Below are 20,584 nucleotides of genomic sequence, written 5' to 3'. Positions count from 1 at the left end.
AATAATAAGGATGAAGCATCATCCGTTGGGAGAATATACGGCTAACCTACAAAAAAGCCTTAAAATAACTTCTACTCAGATACTTTTTCAAGCATAAAATAAGCCTTGCATGTATAAAACGTAACATGCAAGGCTCATCAAGATTAATTATCCGATTCTATTTAGTTAGATAGATAGTTCATTCAAGACATTAATCAGTTCCCGATCAATGGGCTTATTCCGTTTAATAGCCTTATTGAAAGGAACATAAACAATCTCATTGTTACTGATTCCGATCATCACATTACGCTGTTCCTCTTTCAGAGCTTCAATGACTGCTACTCCCAGACGGCTTGCCAAGATACGGTCAAAGGCGCTAGGGGTACCTCCGCGTTGCAAGTGTCCGAGGATTGTCACACGTACATCATATTGCGGATACTCCTTGCGTACACGTTCTGCATAGTGCATGGCACCACCGCTTTTGGGACTTTCCGACACGATTACGATACTGCTACTCTTGCTTTTACGTACACCACGACCAATAAATTCCTCCAACTGGTCAATATCGGTTTCGTCTTCCGGGATAATGGCAGCTTCAGCTCCTGAAGCAATGGCACTGTTTTGTGCCAGGAAACCGGCGTCACGTCCCATTACCTCTACAAAGAAAATACGATCGTGTGACGTTGCTGTGTCACGTATCTTGTCAACACATTCGATAATAGTATTCAAGGCTGTGTCATAACCAATTGTGGAGTCGGTTCCATACAAGTCATTGTCAATTGTACCAGGCAATCCGATACAAATCATATTATGCTCATTGGCCAACAGTTGGGCTCCCGATAAGGAACCATTTCCACCAATCACAACCAGTGCATCGATTCCATGTGCCTGAAGATTCTCATAAGCTTTCTGACGTCCTTCAGGAGTCATGAATTCTTTCGAACGCGCTGTTTTAAGAATGGTTCCGCCACGTTGTATAATATTGCTGACACTCTCTGAGGTCAAGTCTTTTATGTCATTGTTAATCAATCCCTCATAGCCCCGATAGATTCCTTTTACTTTCCATCCGTTGTAAATGGCTGAACGAGTCACCGCACGGATTGCTGCATTCATTCCCGGAGCATCACCCCCGGAGGTTAAGATACCAATACATTTAATTGTTCCCATGATGTTCTTTTTACCTATGAATAATTTGTTTAGATGCTGCAAAAGTAGAAAAAATAGTTGTACGCATGCAAGAATCTTTTCTAATTTAGAAGCTGTCTATACCTTATTTAATATATGTGTAATAGGTTGCAACAGTCTTTTAAGTTCAGAATTTAATCTCTTCCAATATCTGAAGGATACGTTCTGCCGTACGTCCATCCCAGCGTTCCGGAAGGGAGCCTGTTTTCCACTCTCCTCTTCTCAGAACCCGGAGGGCTTCTGCCAGTTCTTTCATATCCAGACCTACGGCAACGTTGGTCCCCTGGTTTACTGTTTCAGGATGTTCCACATAATCATGTAAGGTAATACAAGGTATTCCGAGAAACGTTGCTTCTTCCGCCACATTGCCTGAATCTGTGATAATTCCGGCTGCATGTGCTTCCAAATAGCCAAATTGCAAATAAGGCTGGGGAGGCAACAAATGAAGGCGGGACAAATCAAGATGCAAAGAACGTATCTTATCTGCTACATACGTATGAAGTGGAGTCATGATTGGCAAATCCGTCTCCCGCAAAAGAGTTTCCAACAAATTCTGCAATGTTTCCGGCTCATCGACCACTGCGCGTCGGTTCAGAGTGAACAACAGGTAGGCTCCGTCAGTGATATCAGCCGGCATATCGGGACGCACGAATCTCTGTCGATTGTAACGCAATGTATCAATTAGGAGATTACCTACGAAATAGACATGGGCCTGTTCTGTCCCCGTTTGATTCAGGTTGCGATTGGAATTCATCCCCGCAGTAAAGAAATAATCAGATAATCCATCTGTAATCATCCGGTTAACCTCCTTGGGCATATTCATATCAAAGGAACGGATTCCTGCAACCAAATGCGCTACTTTGATGCCTTTCTTTTTTGCTACGATGGAACATGCCATGGTTGGGGTCATATCATCGACAACCATCACCAAGTCTGTAGGGTGAGCATCCAGGTCATGTGCAAAAGAAACCAAGATTCCCGCCAAACGTTCAAAGAAGTCCGTTGCTTCCACATTGAGATATACATCGGGAGCATCCATTCCCAAATCCTCAAACAATGTAGAGTCCAAACTTGCATCCTGTCGTGAACCGGTGTAGACCAAACGATATTGAATATCTTTGCCCTGAGCCTGTTCAGCTCTGATTGCACGTGCTAAAGGGGCTATTTTCATGAAATTGGGACGTGCGCCGGCAATAATCGTAATCTTCATACTTAAAAAATGAATATTTAGAGATTTACAGTACTGCTGAATCCTTATAAATTATAGGAGAGCTAATAGCCCACAAATGTAGAGTATTTTAAGTAATCAAGCAACATTCACAATGCACTAAATATCATTTAATAAGCAGGCAGACCTCCTTGTCTGTTGCCAATCTGGTATTGTCCAGCTTATCATACGGCAGATAAAAAAGTGTATATTTGCACCGTATAACTAAAAAGATTGTAACAAAAATGATTAACGGACACGGCGATGACATCCATCACTATACTCATCCGATAACAAGTAATTTCAGTTCCAATGTATACTGCGGAATCGATCATCAAGAGTTATTCCAACGACTTGGCTCGAAAATTTCATGCCTTTGTAATTATCCTGAACCTGCACCTGTCACGTTAGAAACGGCTTTTGCTGATTTTTTTCAGGTAACCGGGGAGAGCGTATGTGTCACCAATGGTGCAACAGAAGCCATTTATCTCATCGCCCAAGCCTTTCGCGGGCGCAAAAGCGCCGTATGGGCACCAACTTTCAGTGAATATGCGGATGCATGTCGTTTGCATCATCACAAGATTTCCTATTTCTACACCTACGATAGCCTTCCGGCAGATGCTGAAGTCGTATGGTTGTGCAATCCGAATAATCCGACAGGAGAAGTGCGTACCTTGTCCAAATTGAAAAACTGGATATCCTGCAATCCTCACAAGCTTTTCGTTATAGACCAGTCTTATGAGGCTTTTACCTTGCATCCGCTGTATAGCGTTTATGAAGCAGCAGCTCTACCCAATGTTCTTTTAATTCATTCCCTGACAAAGCATTTTGCTATCCCTGGTCTTCGCATTGGGTATTTGACAGGACACCCGAAGATATTGCGCGATATACGTGTGCAACGGATGCCATGGTCAGTGAATGCTCTGGCTATTGAAGCGGGGTTTTATGCATTGGAACAACATTTGTCTCTTCCATTTGACTTGGTTGGCTATCTCAACGAAAAAGAAAAATTTGTAAATGCCTGGAAACAGACCCGAATGGTAGATGTATGGGACAGTGATACCCACTTCTTTTTACTTCGTTTGCGTCAAGGAAAGGCTGCAGCACTCAAAGATTTTCTGGTTCGTGAGTATGGAATATTAATCCGAGATGCATCTAATTTCCGTGGACTTGACGAAAGTTTTTTCCGTCTCGCCACCCAAACACCCCGTGAAAACAAGATGCTTATCCAGGCATTTATGCACTGGTTGCAACAATAATATTCATTTTATGTATATCCTTACACCTATATTATCCCTGATTACAGGTTGGAGTCTTGATAAGATTTTTGGAGATCCACCTGCGTTGCCCCATCCGATCGTTGGCTTTGGCAAACTGATTGCCAAAGGAGAGCGTTGGCTGAATCGTGGAAAATTCCGCCTCCTTAAAGGAGCTGTCATGGCTATAACCTTGGTCTTAGGCATTTATATATGTACTTATACGGTTTTACAGGCAACTCAGGAAGCTGGTTGGCCATGGCTTTATTACCTGCTGTCCTCTGTCTTGGTATTCTATTGCTTGGCAGGTACTACACTCATTCGTGAAGTCCGTGCCGTATTCCGTGCCGTAGAAAGGTCGACAGAGGCAGGAAGAAAGCAAGTGTCCCGCATCGTTGGTCGTGACACCCATACGCTATCTTCTCAAGAAATACGAACGGCAGCCCTGGAAACATTGGCCGAAAATTTGAGTGATGGTGTTGTAGCTCCCCTATTCTGGTATCTGCTGTTAGGAGTTCCCGGAATGATGGCATACAAGATGGTGAACACACTTGATTCCATGATTGGATACAAGACGGAACGCTACAATCTGTTTGGGCGTATTGCCGCACGTATGGATGATATGGCAAATTACCTGCCGGCACGTCTGACTGCCTTGCTGATGGTCATTGCCTCCGGTCATCTGCAGCTTTTTCATTTTGTAAGGCAATATGGGAACCAGCATGCCAGTCCCAATTCCGGTTATCCGGAAGCAGCGTTAGCCGGCATCCTGCAATGCCGTTTTGGAGGTCCGCACGATTATTTTGGCAATACGGTCTGGAAACCATACATTGGTACCCAAGAGCGGCTTTTGACGACCGTAGACCTGGAACGTTCCCTACAAATCAATATTCGTGTAGAATGCATGATGGTATTACTTGTAGTAGCCATACAACTGGTAATGTATCTCTAGAATATGGGAGTGGCTCCGGTACTCAAAAATGACATTACTCAGTAGCAAGAATAAAGATAACACATGGAATGGGCAGAAATAATACGAAAAACGCCGTACCCCAATTGGATACGACGCCTTGTTGCATACCTCTTTATTTCCTTTGGATAAGGCTTTCATTGTAACCTTATCAAATCAGTTACCCAACTACTTATTATGAAGATAGTTCGGGAGTTGTTCTACACGAACGTTCATGGCTATAATCACGCCATGCTCATCCAGTAGATAGTTTTTGAAGCCTTTGTCCAAATGATAGAGACTAAACAAATTCGAAGCTTCACCGTCAGGTTCCACGAAATAACGGGCATTTCCTAAACGGTCCTGTTTGAGGGTCTCGTCAAATATTGACTGATAACGGTCAAATGAGACTGAGACCATCTTTACATTTCGTGGCAAGTCATTGAGCGCATGGTCCAGCAACATATTGTTCACACGTGCCGATGCATCATAACTTGCCCAAAAGCTCAAAAGCACATAGTTACCTTTCAGTGCTTTAAGACAGGCTCTCATATTATGCTCTTCAATTGAAAAATCGGGAGCTTTGTTTCCAACACTCAGTCCGGTTGTTGGTTTGTCTTTATCAATGAAAGCCGTTAAGGAAAAAAGTAATACTGCAACAAAAATCCATCTTACATGTCTCATGCAATATGATTTTAGTTCATACTTATCCGGACCTGCCCTAAAAGATGACAGTGATTTCCATCCGGACTATTACCTCTTTATCCTCTATCACAATAACAAGAGATAGAAGATATCATAATTATGAAATCCGGGCACAAAGTTCCAACATATTTCGCTAACAGACAAGCATTTTAAAGAAAATCATGTTTTATAACATATATTGCGCCTTTTTCAAGGAGCATTTTCATTCACTTCCGTCCGAAATAACTACTTTTGTTCATTCTAAACCATAACCACTGAAGAAAGATATGAATGACATCAATACAGAACTTATCCTAATTCGTATTACCGGATTGGATAGACCTGGTTTAACTGCCTCTATGACTGAGATATTAGCTCGATATGATGTAACAATTCTAGATATTGGACAAGCAGATATACACAGTACCTTGTCGTTAGGTATTCTCTTTAAGACACGTGAAGATCAATCGGGCAATATCATGAAGGAGTTACTCTTTGAGGCCTCAAATTTAGGGGTTAACATTCGTTTCTATCCGATTTCAACCGAAGAATACGAGAATTGGGTAAGCCTGCAAGGGAAGAACCGCTATATATTGACATTATTGGGCCGTAAACTTACTGCCCGGCAAATCGGAGCTGTCACTCGTATTTTGGCAAATCAAGGACTGAATATTGATGCCATCAAGCGTTTGACCGGCCGTATACCACTCGATGAGAAGGCAGCCAGCACGAGAGCTTGTATCGAATTCTCAGTTCGTGGAACTCCGAATAACAGAGCACAGATGCAAGAAGATCTCATGAAACTGTCGCGCGACCTGGAAATGGACTTTTCTTTTCAGTTGGATGACATGTACCGACGTATGCGCCGCCTGATTTGCTTTGATATGGATTCAACGCTTATCAAGACAGAAGTTATCGATGAACTGGCAGATCGTGCAGGAGTCGGAAAGGAGGTTCGGGAAATAACCGAACGAGCCATGCGGGGTGAAATTGATTTTAACGAGAGCTTCCGTGAACGTGTTGCACTGTTGAAGGGGCTTGATGAATCCGTCATGCAGGACATTGCCGAGCATCTGCCTATTACGGAAGGAGTGGAACGTCTGATGTATGTTCTTAAACGCTATGGATATAAGATTGCAATTCTTTCCGGAGGATTTACCTATTTTGGCAATTACCTGAAAAACAAGTTTGGCATTGATTATGTCTATGCAAACGAGCTGGAAATTGTGGATGGCAAACTGACAGGACGGTATGTAGGAGAAATTGTGGATGGGCGTCGTAAGGCTGAACTGTTACGTCTGATAGCACAAGTGGAAAATGTAGATATACGACAGACGATTGCTGTAGGCGACGGTGCCAATGACCTTCCGATGATTTCGTTGGCCGGATTGGGTATCGCCTTCCATGCCAAGCCCAAGGTGGTTGCTACTGCCCAACAGTCAATCAATACCATAGGCTTGGACGGTGTCCTATATTTCCTTGGGTTTAAGGATTCCTACTTGGATGAACGTGGAAAAAGACTTTCTTGATCACATTATAATAAACACATTCTAAAAACTTTTAATCAGAAAATAATCTATGAACTTTTCCGACCTAGACCTAGAGGATTGCATTCTGGATGCGCTGGATTCGATGAATTTCCGCGAATGCACCCCGGTTCAAGAACATACAATTCCCATTCTATTGGAAGGGAAAGATCTGATAGGTGTTGCTCAGACAGGTACTGGAAAAACGGCAGCCTATCTCCTGCCCGTGCTGAATCAGTTAAGTCGGGGTACTTATAAAGAGGATGCCATCAATTGTGTGATTATGGCTCCGACCCGTGAATTGGCCCAGCAAATTGATCAGCAGATTGAAGGGTTTTCCTACTTTATGCCGGTTTCCAGTGTTGCCATTTACGGAGGAAATGATGGAATACGCTATGAGCAGGAAAAAAGAGGGTTAGCCTTGGGAGCCGATATTATCATCGCAACTCCTGGACGCCTTATCAGTCACTTGAATTTGGGAAATGTCGATCTCTCTGAGGTTTCTTTCTTCATTCTCGATGAAGCCGACCGCATGCTTGATATGGGGTTTTATGATGACATTATGCAGATTGTCAATCGCTTGCCTAAGGAACGACAAACGATTATGTTCTCTGCAACCATGCCTAACAAGATTCAGCAGCTGGCACAGACCATACTCCATGACCCCGTAGAGGTGAAACTTGCTGTGTCCAAACCTGCCGAAAAGATTATACAGACCGCATACATTTGCTATGAACGGCAGAAATTAGGTATCATCCAATCATTGTTTGCCACAACCAAGCCGGAACGGGTTATTATCTTTGCTTCATCCAAACTTAAGGTGAAAGATGTCACCCGGGCACTGCAACGCATGAAACTGAATGTCGGAGAGATGCACTCTGACTTGGATCAGAAACAGCGTGATCATATCATGCATGAATTCAAGAACGGGCGTATTGACATATTGGTTGCCACTGACATTGTAGCGCGAGGTATTGATATTGATGATATCCGTTTGGTGATTAACTATGATGTACCTCATGACTGCGAGGATTATGTACATAGAATCGGACGTACGGCTCGTGCCAATCATGACGGATGCGCCATCACATTTGTGAGTGAAAAGGAGCAAACGAACTTCAAAGCGATTGAAGACTTCCTGGAGAAAGATATTTACAAGCTACCTCTTCCATCCGAATTAGGTGAGGCTCCGGAATACAAGCCCACAACTGGACATGGTGGCAGAAAAGGCGCACATGGACGTAGACGGAATGATAAAACACCCAAGAAGGGTTGTGTAGAAGAAAAACCTGTAGGGAAAAAGAACGGCAATTCCCGTCGAGGTCATTCCTCTCGCAAGCGTAAGCAACAATCTTCACAAAAGCAGTCATAAAAATAAGCCCCTTGAAAACAGGAGGAAACAATACCTTCAGCTCTCAAGGGGCTTTATTTTATTCATGGAGCAGTTTACATCTCATTGTGAAGTGACATCTCCCCTTCTGGAGATATCTGAATATAAACCTGGTAGCAACTGGTCTCGTCAGGAATACATAGAGAAGCTTCATACCAAAATCCTCGGCTATCCACTCCAATAAAGTCCATATCGCCCAATACTGCATTCTGCAAAAATTTGGCGTCAACTAATGCCTCAAAGTCTTTTTTGGTAAAATCCTTGGCATAAAGTGACTTTTTCCCTTCATACACACAGATGTGAATGACATTGTCATAAAAGGCTTGTTCTATTTTTATTCCATTCTCATTATAAGATGTTTTGACGACACGCATGGTCGAAGGATTAATATATACATAACCTCGATAGCGATGGCGATCAAACATTACCACGGAATCCTTTTGAACCACACTGTCGTAAAGAGCGATAGGCTCACGGAGAACATTTAAAAATTCCAACGAATCCAATTCATACTCGGAACGATGGAGCTTGATGAGTTCACCTGTAATGGAATGATACCAGAATTTGTTGCTATCCAGCTGCATAATCCTATAAGAAACCGTATCGGTCCCACATATCATCAGTTGTCCATTGAGCACTTTAAAATAAAGCGGTTGTGACTCTCTTCCTGGATAATAGAGCGAATCACCCTCAGCACGAAACTGGACAACATCTCCACTATCGTCAGCCCAAATACCTTGCAGTGATTTTTTTGCGACAGTGTCTTCAACCACAATGGCTGTCTCAGCCGGTTCCATCGGGCGATGACAGGCACATAGACTTCCAAGAGCCGCTCCAAGAACACATCCGACTTGTATCAACTTATTCATATCCTTCAGCATTGCGTAGCCAAACGGCTTTCAGATCCTTTTCTGATGATTCATGTTCTTGTATAAAATCTATTGCTCCTATATGTTGTCCAAAATCGGCACGTTTGAAAGCTTCAACAAAATGGCCTCTTGAGTCTGTGAACACACGCGGCTCAATCAGGCATACTCCTTCTATATTTGTAGGAATGTAATTCATTGCTTTTGTTTTTTATCACACAAAAGTACATAAAACTCGTCAGGTAATAACACTCTTATTAAAGAAAATTAATCTCCGGTGCATACCCCGTTTTTCAAAGGAAAAGGCTACATTTGCAGTATGAAAGTATTGTTATTACATATTGAGAGGCTGTTGGCAGACAACGAATGTGTTATCATACCGGATTTAGGTGGCTTTATTACCTATTATACACCGGCACGGCACATTGACAGCGAAAACCGTTTCCTTCCCCCCTATCGTACCATCGGTTTCAATCCTTTGTTACGCATGAATGATGGACTGCTTATCCAATCTTACATGCAAACCTACGAAGTCAGTTATCCGGTTGCACACCAGATGGTGGAAAGTGCCGTGAATGAACTGTGCGAGGTCCTGTATAAAGAAGGTGAAGTACAGATTGGACGACTGGGAAGACTGTCTGTCAATATTGACAATACAATCCACTTTAAGCCGGCGGAAGAGCATGTTGAATCCATGAGTCTCTATGGATGGGGTGCTTTTGAAATGAGTGAGTTAAAAGACTTACGCAGTAAAAAGGTGGAAATGGAACCGATGCTTCCGCAGCATATTGACAGCAACAGAAAGAGCAATACACTAGTTATCAATATTAACCGCACGTGGCTAAATAATGCGGTAGCGATTGCAGCAGCCGTCATTCTTTTCTTCTTTCTTTCCACTCCGGTAGATAATACTTATGTGGAAGCAGAAAGTTATGCTTCGCTGGGTAATCGCGAATGGTTTGACCAGCTGCGTTCTCGTTCGCTTGCCACTACCCTATTGGCTGCGCCACAAACTCCTGTTCCGCAAAAAGAGAAGGAAACGAAAACAACGCACCCGACAATTCATGAAGAGAAAATCGAATTGGTAAGCAAATCGGTTGAAAAGACGAAGCCTAGTGCAACAAAAACAGTTGCCGAGAAGAAACCTGTTACGTCTGAAAAAAAACAAAATGCGATTGCAGCCAAAAGCGAGAAAGTGCATGCAGGAAAACTTTACCACATCATTGTGGCAAGTGTAGGCAATCGGGCTGATGCGGAAAAGACCGTGAAAGACTTGGCGGCCAAAGGTTATCCGGGAGCAATGATCATAGAACGTGACGGTCGTGTACGCATTGCACTGATGTCAGGAACGGATAAGGAAACGTTGAATAACCGTATGCTCCAACTGAGAAAGAATGACATGTTTAAAGGTGCGTGGATGCTTACAACGCGAAACTAACCTACAGAGTAAAGATGAAAAGAGTACGTTGCCCGAAGTGTGATCACTACATTATTTTCGATGAGACCAAGTATGAAGAGGGACAATCGCTTGTATTTATTTGTGATGAATGCAAGAAACAGTTCAGTATTCGTATTGGAGCATCTAAACTTAATGCCATCCGGAAAGAAGAAAAGATTGATGAGCAAGAAAATAAAGACAGCTTCGGAAGTATTGTAGTTGTCGAAAATGCATTTGCTTACAAACAAGTGCTACCATTGAAGGAAGGTGACAACGTAATCGGTAGACGCAATAAAGGCATGAATATTGAGGTGCCTATTGAAACGAATGATCCTAATATGGACCGGAAGCATTGCACAATCAATGTCAAACGGAATAAACAGGGAAAACTTCTCTATACCTTGCGTGACAATGGAAGCCTGTGTGGAACATTCGTCATGAATGAGTTGGTCGGAGATCGTGAACAGGTGCGTATTGAGGACGGAGCTATTCTGACTTTGGGAGCCACCACTGTGATCTTACGTGCCGCTGAAGAAAGACAATAATCTCGGTAACCTTATATTTTCAATCGGATATAACCTATCTAATCAATACGAACATGGCATACAGACTTCTGGTTCTTGATCTTGACGGAACATTAACAAACAGCCGAAAAGAAATTACTCCTCATACCTTGGAAACATTAATTCATGCACAGGAAAGAGGAATTAAAATAGTCCTGGCCTCAGGACGTCCGACTTATGGAGTGGCACCGGTAGCTGATAAACTGCGTTTGACTGATTTCGGCGGATACATTCTATCGTATAATGGTGGAGAAATCGTGGATTGGAAAAGCAAAGAAATGCTTTATGAAAATGTACTCGAACCGGAAGCCCTTCCTTATTTATACGAATGCGCCCAAAAGAATGACTTTGCCATTGTGACTTATCATAATGAATTCGTCATTACTGAATATCCTGATGACGAATACGTACAAAAGGAGGCCTTGTTGAATGTCATGCAGCTGAAAAAAGTGGACCATTTTCTTGATGCCATACAATTCCCTGTTGTAAAGTGCATGATTGTCGGTGATCCGGCACGTTTGATTCGTTTAGAAAAAGAAATGTTTGATTATTTGAAAGACCGGATGGGAGTTTTCCGTTCTGAACCCTATTTTCTGGAACTTGTTCCTAAAGGAATCGACAAGGCTCAGTCGCTTGCGGTCTTGCTTAAAAGGCTGGATATTGTTCCTGAGGAAGTGATTGCTTGTGGGGACGGCTTTAATGATTTGCCTCTTATCAAGTATGCCGGACTAGGAGTTGCCATGGCCAATGCACAACCGGTGGTGCGTGAACATGCCGATTATGTGACCCGATCCAATGATGAGGATGGTGTCGCTCATGTGGTGGAAGAGTTTATTCTATGAAGCAGGGTTATAGATACAAAACTGTTTTCCCCGAAATGTCATTCTGTCAAATTGTCAAATGAGGTCCTCTGAGGTGACTCCATTTTCGCACTCAGCCCGGTTGAAAGGAATCTTCTTTGCCATTTCATGTAATTCACAGATAACAGGATGCTACTATATTGATAAAACCTGGCAGCAGTTGCTACGGGTATTCCTTACATAAAGTATATTAGTGTACGAAATGCATGCCTTATGCATTCATTTCGTCAAATACAAAACAAGCATTTCCTAAGACATCCCAAGGCGGAAAAATCAGAAAACCGACTTTTGAATCGTCAAATTAATCCCTTCACAGCAGGAAAATGCGGATTTATGGGATAAAACTCAAGATTTCGTCGCATCAATTTTCCAATTTCACCGCAACGTTTTCCAGGAATCTCGCCTCAAAATCTATCTTTTCCTACAATAAAATATTAAGTTTCCCAAAATTAAATGATAGTGTGATGTATAAGAGTTAATTTATGTATACGCAAGATAAGGCTAGGGCCAACTCCCTTCTTGAAATTTGTCTGGAGATACAGCAAATTGCTATCTATTGTCTCCATTTATACACAGAATGGTATCTTTTAGAAATACACATTGTATATAAATCGGAAGCCTATAGCCTTATCCGCATATACATCTGAAATTCATTTTTCAACCTATTGTCGTGTCGGTTCGGCGTTTTGCAATGCCGTGCCTGAAGATGATTTACCTGTCACCAGATTCTTGAAAGAGGAAGGATAAGGAGTCTCAAATTTCATCAGTTCGCCGGTAACAGGATGATAGAACCATAATTTAAAGGCATGAAGAGCCAGACGTCTCAAAGGGTCATCACCATTACCGTATTTAGTATCTCCTACAACCGGATGACCAAGGTCCTTCATGTGCACACGAATTTGGTTTTTACGGCCTGTTTCCAATTCTAGTTCCACCAATGAATAACCATTGGCACGACGGATTACCGTATAGTGAGTGATGGCCTTGTCTCCCCCATTGTTGGAGAGGCTGGAATAGGTGACATAAACCTTATTATCTTTCAACCAGGAAGTGATGGTCCCATTATTTTTTTCAACTTCTCCGGATACCACAGCCACATAACGGCGATCGGTTACAATCTCCTGCCAATGATCCTGCAAGTTGCGTTTTGTTTGTTCGTCCTTTGCAAATACCATCAGTCCCGACGTATCCTTATCCAAGCGGTGAACTATGAATATCCGGTGCTGTCTGCCTGAACGTTGTACATAATCTGTCAGGATAGAATAAGCAGTACGCTCCTTCTCGCGATTAGTTGCAATGGAGAGAAGTCCTTCACGTTTTTCTACTACAATGAGATACGCATCTTCATAAACAATCTTCAACAGCGAACTGTGGAATTCTTTTTGTCCCTTTTTCTTACTGATTTGTACCTTCATCCCCGGCTTTAAGGCAAAATTATACTGCGTAGTGATCACCTGATCAACATATACCGCACGCCCGGTCAGCAATGCCTTTACCTTGTTCCGGCTAATACCTGACATGACTTTCAAAAGAAAAGTCATCAACTCCTCCGGTTCATACACATTAAACGTCGTATATTGTGAAGCCGCACGGGGGCGCTGTGGTATGCGGTCTTTGGTTGTTCTGCTCATACAATGCGATTTAGAGTACTATTAAAATCTCGGTTCATTATTTTCTTTTCTCCAACAACACCACATTCTCAACATGATGAGTGTGAGGAAACATGTCAACAGGTTGAACTGCCTTTACCTGATAAGATACATCCAATAGTTGCAAATCCCGTGCTTGAGTGGCAGGGTTACAGCTGACGTATACAATTCGCTCTGGGGCAGCAAAAAGTATGGTATTGATGACATCGGAATGCATACCGGCACGTGGAGGGTCTGTAATGATGACATCAGGACGCCCATATTGCCTGATGAAGCTTTCCGTAAGGATATCTTTCATATCACCGGCAAAAAACAACGTATTATCGATACCGTTTACCTGCGAATTGACTTTAGCATCCTCTATGGCCTCAGGTACATATTCGATACCAATAACCTGACGTGCTCGTCTCGATACAAAATTCGCAATCGTTCCAGTTCCGGTATACAAGTCATAGACTAATTCTTTTCCAGTCAGACCAGCAAATTCACGTGCAACCTTATATAATTGATAAGCTTGTTCACTATTGGTCTGATAGAATGATTTAGGACCAATCTTGAAGCGAAGACCTTCCATTTCCTCATAAATATAATCATTCCCCTTAAAGGTATGAACCTCTAGATCAGTAATAGTGTCATTGCACTTATTATTGATAACATAAAGTAGCGATGTAATTTGCGGAAAGGTTTCCCCTACATACTGCAGAAGGTTGGTCATCTGTGTGTGCTCAGTTTCGTTGGTGACACAACATTGCAGCAACACCATCAGCTCTCCCGTCGAAGAAGTACGTATCATGAGATTTCGCAGCAGCCCACGTGGCTCGTCACTCTTGGCGCGGAAATTAAAGAATGAATAATCATGTGCATACGCATAATCCCGAATAGCATTACGTATCTGATTGGAAATATCATCCTGCAACCAGCATTTTTCAATAGCGAGCACTTTATCGAAAGCGTTCGGGATATGGAAGCCAACAGCATTCATCTGTTCATAGACCACATTCTGGTTCACTTCTTCTTCCGTCAGCCAACGCTTATTGGAAAACGTAAATTCCAGTTTATTGCGGTAGAATACAGTCTTCTCAGAGCCTAATATAGGGGAAATCGGAGGCAATTCAATCTTCCCAATCCGCGTCAGGTTATCCTCTACCTGCTGTTGCTTATACTTGATTTGTTCCTCATAAGGAAGGCATTGCCATTTACATCCTCCGCATATACCGTAATGCTGACAAAAAGGAACTGCACGCTTGGGGGAATATTCATGAAAATGTACGGCAACAGCCTCTGCATAATGATGCTTTTTGCGTTTCACCTGCAAATCGACGACGTCTCCCGGTACCACATAAGGTACAAATACGACTAAATCATCTACACGCGCCAAGGCCTTTCCTTCTGCTGCGACATCGGTTATCAATACCTTTTCCAACAAGGGCAGCTGTTTTTTCTTTCGAGCCATTCTTAGTCAATCTAATGAAAATTTTCGCAAAGATAGATATTTTCTCATGAGAATGATGAAAGTTATTATGAAACTCTTATTTTTTTTGTAAGGGGCCCTATTTTTTTCGACAATATGCTTTTTGTATTCCAAAGAAAGAACTAGTTTTGCGCGCGAATAACTCAAATGTGATTTTTAACTAATAGACAAAATCTTATGACCGAAAAACGAGTGTATATCTTCGGCAATGGAAAAGCTGAAGGTAGAGCAGACATGAGAAATCTACTAGGAGGTAAAGGTGCTAACCTTGCAGAAATGAACCTCATCGGTGTTCCTGTGCCTCCCGGGTTTACAATTACGACTGACGTATGCAACGAATATTATGCCATAGGTAAGGAAAGAGTGGTAGAGTTGCTCAAAGATGATGTGACAAAAGCCGTCCAACATATTGAAAATCTGATGAACTCTAAGTTTGGTGATGTAGAGAACCCGTTGTTGGTGTCTGTACGTTCCGGTGCACGTGCATCCATGCCGGGCATGATGGATACAATCCTCAACTTAGGTCTGAACGATGAAGTTGTAGAAGGATTGGCTCGTAAAACCGGTAACACACGTTTTGCATGGGATTCCTATCGTCGTTTTGTACAGATGTACGGTGACGTGGTATTGGGTATGAAGCCTACCAATAAAGACGATATTGACCCCTTCGAGGCTATCATCGAAGAGGTGAAAGAAGCCAAAGGTGTGAAGTTGGACAATGAGTTGGATGTAGAAGACCTGAAAGAATTGGTAAAACGATTCAAGGCTGCCGTAAAAGCACAAACCGGACAAGACTTCCCGACCGATTCGCACGAACAGCTGTGGGGCGCAATTTGCGCAGTTTTTGATTCCTGGATGAACGAACGTGCTATTCTGTATAGAAAGATGGAAGGTATTCCCGCTGAATGGGGTACTGCTGTCAACGTACAGGCTATGGTGTTCGGAAATATGGGTGACACTTCCGCTACTGGTGTTTGCTTCTCCCGTGATGCAGCTACCGGTGAAGACTTGTTCAACGGTGAATACCTGATCAATGCTCAGGGCGAAGATGTCGTTGCCGGTATCCGTACTCCGCAACAGATCACCTTGGAGGGTTCTCGTCGCTGGGCCGCTTTGGCTGGTATTGACGAGGAGACTCGTGCTTCCAAATATCCTTCGATGGAAGAGGCCATGCCTGAAATTTACAAGGAACTTGATGCCATCCAGACAAAATTGGAGAACCACTACCGCGATATGCAGGATATGGAATTCACGGTACAAGAAGGCAAACTTTGGTTCCTCCAAACCCGTAACGGTAAACGTACTGGTGCTGCCATGGTCAAGATTGCCATGGATTTGTTGCGTCAAGGCATGATCGATGAAAAGACAGCTATCATGCGTGTCGAACCGAACAAGCTTGACGAACTTCTCCACCCCATCTTCGCGAAGGAAGCTTTGGCCAAGGCTAAAGTTATCGCCAAGGGTCTGCCCGCTTCTCCGGGTGCTGCCTGTGGACGTATCGTCTTCTTTGCTGATGATGCAGCAAAATGGGCTAAAGATGGTCACAAAGTCATCATGGTTCGTATCGAGACTTCACCTGAAGACCTCGCCGGTATGCAGGTGGCTGAAGGCATCCTGACTGCTCGTGGCGGTATGACCTCACACGCTGCCGTGGTTGCACGTGGTATGGGTAAATGCTGCGTTTCTGGTGCAGGCATGCTGAACATTAACTATAAGGAAAGAACCATTGAGGTTGACGGATTAACATTGAAAGAAGGTGATTTCATTTCACTCAACGGAACTACCGGACAAGTTTATGAAGGTCAGGTGACGACAAAGGCTGCTGAAGTATCCGGAGACTTTGCCGACTTGATGGACCTTTGCAATAAATACAGCCGTCTGCAGGTTCGTACCAATGCCGATACTCCCCACGACGCACAGGTTGCACGTAACTTTGGTGCTGTAGGTATCGGCCTTTGCCGTACAGAACACATGTTCTTCGAAGGTGAAAAGATTAAGGCTATGCGTGAGATGATTCTCGCTGAAACCTCTCAAGAACGTCAAAAAGCTCTTCAAAAGATCCTTCCCTATCAGAAGGAAGACTTCAAGGGTATTTTCCGCGCAATGGATGGTTATCCTGTAACAGTCCGTCTGCTCGATCCTCCCTTGCACGAGTTCGTTCCTCACGATGACAAGGGCCAGCAGGAAATGGCAGATGCCATGCACGTAAGCTTGGACTACATCAGAAAACGTGTGGAATCTTTGAAGGAGCAAAACCCGATGTTGGGTCACCGCGGTTGCCGTTTGGGTAATACATACCCTGAAATCACTCAAATGCAGACTCGCGCCATTTTGAGCGCAGCTCTTGAGTTGAAGGCTGAAGGCATCAACTGCCGTCCGGAAATCATGGTACCGCTGACCGGTATTCGCTACGAGTTCGAAGCACAGGAAAAGATTATCCGTGAAGAGGCTGACAAGTTGTTCAGTGAAATGAATACTTCCATCGAATATAAGGTGGGAACCATGATCGAGATTCCGCGTGCAGCCCTTACTGCTGATCGTATTGCATTGCATGCTGAATTCTTCTCCTTCGGTACAAACGACTTGACCCAGATGACCTTCGGATATTCGCGTGATGATATCGCTTCCTTCTTGCCCATCTATTTGGAGAAGAAGATCTTGAAGTTCGACCCCTTCCAGGTACTTGACCAGAATGGTGTAGGTCAGCTTATCAAGATGGCTACCGAGAAAGGACGTTCTGTACGCCCCGACCTGAAATGTGGTATCTGCGGTGAGCACGGAGGTGAACCTTCTTCTGTCAAGTTCTGTCACCGTGTCGGTTTGAACTACGTAAGCTGCTCTCCGTTCCGCGTGCCTATTGCACGTCTGGCTGCGGCGCAGGCAGCGGTTGAAGATACGCTATAAAATAGCTAACTATCAGTAAGATAGGCGGTAATCCCTTATTGGTAAAGGGTTTACCGCCTATTTGTTTCTGTACGGTTTTACATGGTTTTCATGCAGAATATGCAGGAAAGTTTACCAAATGTTTACCTAAAACTAAGTGGTGGTTTACCCAAGGTTTACCAAGATAAAAGTCATAAGTTCAACAAGTTATATACTTAAACAAAGGAACCGAATAATAACTTCATAAAATGATTGGAACATGGCTACATTAAAGGCTTGTGTCAAAGCAAAACGAAAAGACGGTTTTTATCCTGTGTATATCAGGGTGATACATCACAAGAAAGTGGCTTATATGCCGACTGACAAGATGGTAAATGACAAGGGACTGACCAAAACGGGAGAGATTGATGACCCGTATGTGTTGCAGTACTGTACGGCCCGTATCGTGGAGTACATGGAAATACTCAACAAGATTGATACGGAGAATTGGACAGTCAAGGACGTTGTGGATTATCTTAAGAGTGGTTATAGCGATATCTGTTTTTCGGACTATGCGCGTAAGCACATTGACCGCATGATAGACCGGGGGCAGCAGCGCAACGCAAGGAACTACGAACTGGCGTTGCAGCACATGGAGCGGTTTGCAGGTACTACAAGGGTTATGTTCTCGCACCTTACTTCCAACTTTGTGGCCCGGTGGATACAGTCGTTGGAACAGACGCACAGGGCGAAGGAAATGTACCCCATCTGCATGAGACAGGTGTTCAAGGCGGCGCAGCTGGAAATGAATGACTACGACAACGGCATCATCCGCATAAAAACAAATCCGTGGGTGAAGGTGCAGATACCAAAGGCGGATCGCACAGAGAAGCTGGCGATAACGCCGGAGGCCTGCCGAGAGTTCTTCTCGTTTCCTTTGCCGGAGAGCAAGATGAAGCTGCCGCTCATGGAGCTTGGCCGTGACGTGGCGATGATGGTGCTGTGTCTTGCCGGAATCAACACGGTCGACCTGTTCAACCTTCGTAGGGAGGACTACCACGGAGGCATCATCCATTACCAGAGAGCAAAGACCAAGAAGTTCAGGGCGGACGGTGCGTATATGGAAATGCGTGTTCCGGCCATCATCCAGCCTTTGTTCGAGAAGTATGCGAACATGGATGAGAAGGATGATCATCTGTTTGTGTTCAGTCAGCGGCATACGACGAATGACAGTTTCTGTGCCAATGTGAACGGGGGAATCAAGCAAGTGTGCCAGGCAATGGGAATGTCAAAGGACGAGGACTATTCATCGTACACGTTTCGGCATACCTGGGGTACGGTGGCGCAGAACGATTGTGGAGCGTCCATCAGCGACGTTGCGTTTGCGATGAACCACAGCAGCGGCCACAAGGTGACGCGCGGCTATATCAAACTGGACTTCACCCCGGCATGGGAACTGAATGAAAAGGTGGTGGACTTCATTTTCTTCTCGGACAAGCCATCGGTCGGGGGACGCAAGGAGGAGGAGCCGCACTTCCGCTTGTCATACCGCTACCAAGTGCACGGCACGGCTTTCTTTCAGGGGAAAACGGTGGCAGAGCTTACCGATACAGGATTCAACAACGTGGATGAGGTGATAGCGAAGCTGGCAGGGCTATTGCCTGACGACATTCCCACACGTTCGATGATGATGTTCAGGATAGAGAACGTTGACAAGGGGCAGACGGTGGTGTACCAGCGGATGAAGGGGAAAGGATTTTAATCCTACACATTGTGGTTTATCTTTTTACGCCCACAAGAAACGCTACTTTTTTGTGGGCTTTCTTTTTTTGCCTTTTTGAACCTTCACGCGCACGCGCTACGCGCGCGATGGAGAAGAAGAAGTAGAAGGAAATATATATACTTATATATTTCTTCTCTTTTCTTTGTTCCCCAAATTCCGAAGAAAAGGGCATTTCTTCGGAAGAAATGCGGATTCCTTCGGAAGAAATAGCAATAACTTCGGAAGAAAAGCCTATTTCTTCGGAAGAAATAAAGCGGTTTTCAGACCTGTTTTTTGCCTTAAAAACGGCCTTTTTCGCCCTGTTTTTGTGTATGTTCGGAAGAAAAAGACTTTTCTTCGGAAAGAATACGTATTTCTTCGGAAGAAATGGGCATAACTTCGGAAGAAATACCCTTTTATTACGAAGAAATAGCTATAAATGGGTAAAGAATAGCGGTTTTTACCCATGAAAAAGGCGATGCCCGGAATGTAAGGCACCGCCATTGGTTATGAGCACAAATGAAAAAGAAGTCGGTCTAAAGTAGAGGGAAATAGACGGAGCTAATCTTCGTCCGAACTTTCATCGGAAGAGAGTGCGAGAAGTTTGTCCTCGATGGTAAGATGAACTTCGCTATCATCAATATTGATATTCCGAGGCATGATGATTTTGATAAACTCCATGGAAACTTTCACCCTGTCTCGTGGGTCAAGTTCCATGAAATCTTTCATCATTAACGTCATGGCTTCTCCTTTGGGAACAGTGTCATGTGCCCTAAGCCATTTCTCAATCATCTCTTTTGCCAATGCTGTTATTTTATTCGGAGTGCCTTTTTGCCTTCCTCCTGTTTTCTTTCCTCGCATTATACGTGTGTAAAAAGTTAAACCTTAGCTGCAAATATAAGGCTTTAACTTCGCCGCATAATGATAAGTTATAACA

Annotated in this window: 16 protein-coding genes and 1 pseudogene; 9 read left to right on the top strand and 8 right to left on the bottom strand. The window is 43.7% G+C overall.

Going from position 1 to position 20,584, the window contains the following annotated elements; all coding sequences use genetic code 11:
- Positions 1–165 precede the first annotated feature (165 nt).
- Positions 166–1,146, bottom strand: a complete 981-nt coding sequence (gene pfkA, locus M3087_RS02815) for a 6-phosphofructokinase (protein WP_022383570.1) — start codon at positions 1,144–1,146, stop codon at positions 166–168.
- Between the two features lie 145 nt (positions 1,147–1,291).
- Positions 1,292–2,374, bottom strand: a complete 1,083-nt coding sequence (locus M3087_RS02810) for a UDP-N-acetyl glucosamine 2-epimerase (protein ID WP_249093597.1) — start codon at positions 2,372–2,374, stop codon at positions 1,292–1,294.
- Positions 2,375–2,616: 242 nt separating this feature from the next.
- Between M3087_RS02810 and M3087_RS02805 the strand changes: the two genes are divergently transcribed.
- Positions 2,617–3,630: an aminotransferase class I/II-fold pyridoxal phosphate-dependent enzyme gene (locus M3087_RS02805; RefSeq protein ID WP_249093631.1), complete on the top strand. Its 1,014-nt coding sequence runs from the start codon at positions 2,617–2,619 to the stop codon at positions 3,628–3,630.
- 10 nt (positions 3,631–3,640) lie between these two features.
- Entirely contained in the window at positions 3,641–4,579 is a 939-nt protein-coding gene (cbiB, locus tag M3087_RS02800) for an adenosylcobinamide-phosphate synthase CbiB (RefSeq protein ID WP_249093595.1), read from the top strand.
- Positions 4,580–4,765: 186 nt separating this feature from the next.
- Here the strand turns inward: cbiB and M3087_RS02795 are convergent, their stop codons facing one another.
- The gene (locus tag M3087_RS02795) at positions 4,766–5,260 is read right to left on the bottom strand and encodes a thioredoxin-like domain-containing protein (protein ID WP_022383575.1); all 495 of its coding nucleotides are present in this window, start codon (positions 5,258–5,260) and stop codon (positions 4,766–4,768) included.
- Positions 5,261–5,547: 287 nt separating this feature from the next.
- On the opposite strand from M3087_RS02795, the gene serB reads away from it, so the two are divergent.
- Together serB and M3087_RS02785 are read left to right on the top strand one after the other, a co-directional pair.
- Positions 5,548–6,789, top strand: a complete 1,242-nt coding sequence (gene serB / locus M3087_RS02790; RefSeq protein ID WP_022383576.1) for a phosphoserine phosphatase SerB — start codon at positions 5,548–5,550, stop codon at positions 6,787–6,789.
- A 49-nt stretch (positions 6,790–6,838) separates the two neighbouring features.
- Entirely contained in the window at positions 6,839–8,158 is a 1,320-nt protein-coding gene (locus tag M3087_RS02785; protein ID WP_249093594.1) for a DEAD/DEAH box helicase, read from the top strand.
- A 74-nt stretch (positions 8,159–8,232) separates the two neighbouring features.
- Here the strand turns inward: M3087_RS02785 and M3087_RS02780 are convergent, their stop codons facing one another.
- A complete protein-coding gene (locus tag M3087_RS02780; protein WP_249093592.1) occupies positions 8,233–9,045 on the bottom strand; it encodes a DUF4738 domain-containing protein in 813 nt (270 codons plus the stop codon).
- Positions 9,046–9,091: 46 nt separating this feature from the next.
- Positions 9,092–9,241, bottom strand: a pseudogene (locus tag M3087_RS02775) (dTDP-4-dehydrorhamnose 3,5-epimerase family protein); the annotation flags it as partial.
- Between the two features lie 120 nt (positions 9,242–9,361).
- On the opposite strand from M3087_RS02775, the gene M3087_RS02770 reads away from it, so the two are divergent.
- Genes M3087_RS02770 through M3087_RS02760 form a run of 3 tightly spaced genes read left to right on the top strand, consistent with a single transcriptional unit; the run spans position 9,362 to position 11,885 of the window.
- Positions 9,362–10,480 carry an SPOR domain-containing protein gene (locus M3087_RS02770; RefSeq protein WP_249093590.1) on the top strand — a complete coding sequence of 373 codons (1,119 nt, stop codon included), beginning with the start codon at positions 9,362–9,364 and terminating at the stop codon, positions 10,478–10,480.
- Between the two features lie 14 nt (positions 10,481–10,494).
- On the top strand, positions 10,495–11,025 hold the full coding sequence (locus M3087_RS02765; RefSeq protein ID WP_022383581.1) for an FHA domain-containing protein: 531 nt from the start codon (positions 10,495–10,497) through the stop codon (positions 11,023–11,025).
- Positions 11,026–11,078: 53 nt separating this feature from the next.
- Positions 11,079–11,885, top strand: a complete 807-nt coding sequence (locus tag M3087_RS02760) for a Cof-type HAD-IIB family hydrolase (RefSeq protein ID WP_249093587.1) — start codon at positions 11,079–11,081, stop codon at positions 11,883–11,885.
- 680 nt (positions 11,886–12,565) lie between these two features.
- On the opposite strand, the gene M3087_RS02755 is transcribed toward M3087_RS02760, so the two are convergent.
- The gene (locus tag M3087_RS02755) at positions 12,566–13,534 is read right to left on the bottom strand and encodes an RluA family pseudouridine synthase (RefSeq protein WP_249093585.1); all 969 of its coding nucleotides are present in this window, start codon (positions 13,532–13,534) and stop codon (positions 12,566–12,568) included.
- A 37-nt stretch (positions 13,535–13,571) separates the two neighbouring features.
- Entirely contained in the window at positions 13,572–15,005 is a 1,434-nt protein-coding gene (gene rlmD / locus M3087_RS02750; protein ID WP_249093583.1) for a 23S rRNA (uracil(1939)-C(5))-methyltransferase RlmD, read from the bottom strand.
- 195 nt (positions 15,006–15,200) lie between these two features.
- Here rlmD and ppdK point away from each other — a divergent pair, with 195 nt between their 5' ends.
- Together ppdK and M3087_RS02740 are read left to right on the top strand one after the other, a co-directional pair.
- Complete coding sequence (ppdK, locus tag M3087_RS02745) at positions 15,201–17,927, top strand: pyruvate, phosphate dikinase (RefSeq protein ID WP_022383586.1); 2,727 nt, start codon at positions 15,201–15,203, stop codon at positions 17,925–17,927.
- 238 nt (positions 17,928–18,165) lie between these two features.
- Complete coding sequence (locus M3087_RS02740; protein ID WP_249093582.1) at positions 18,166–19,647, top strand: tyrosine-type recombinase/integrase; 1,482 nt, start codon at positions 18,166–18,168, stop codon at positions 19,645–19,647.
- A gap of 561 nt (positions 19,648–20,208) precedes the next feature.
- Here the strand turns inward: M3087_RS02740 and M3087_RS02735 are convergent.
- Complete coding sequence (locus tag M3087_RS02735; RefSeq protein WP_249093580.1) at positions 20,209–20,508, bottom strand: hypothetical protein; 300 nt, start codon at positions 20,506–20,508, stop codon at positions 20,209–20,211.
- Between the last annotated feature and the right edge of the window lie 76 nt (positions 20,509–20,584).

Origin of the sequence: Mediterranea sp. ET5 (assembly GCF_023337025.1) — a bacterium.
Taxonomy (GTDB): Bacteria; Bacteroidota; Bacteroidia; order Bacteroidales; family Bacteroidaceae; genus Phocaeicola_A.
Note: the sequence above shows the minus strand (reverse complement) of the source record. Positions and strands in the feature narration are given on the sequence as shown.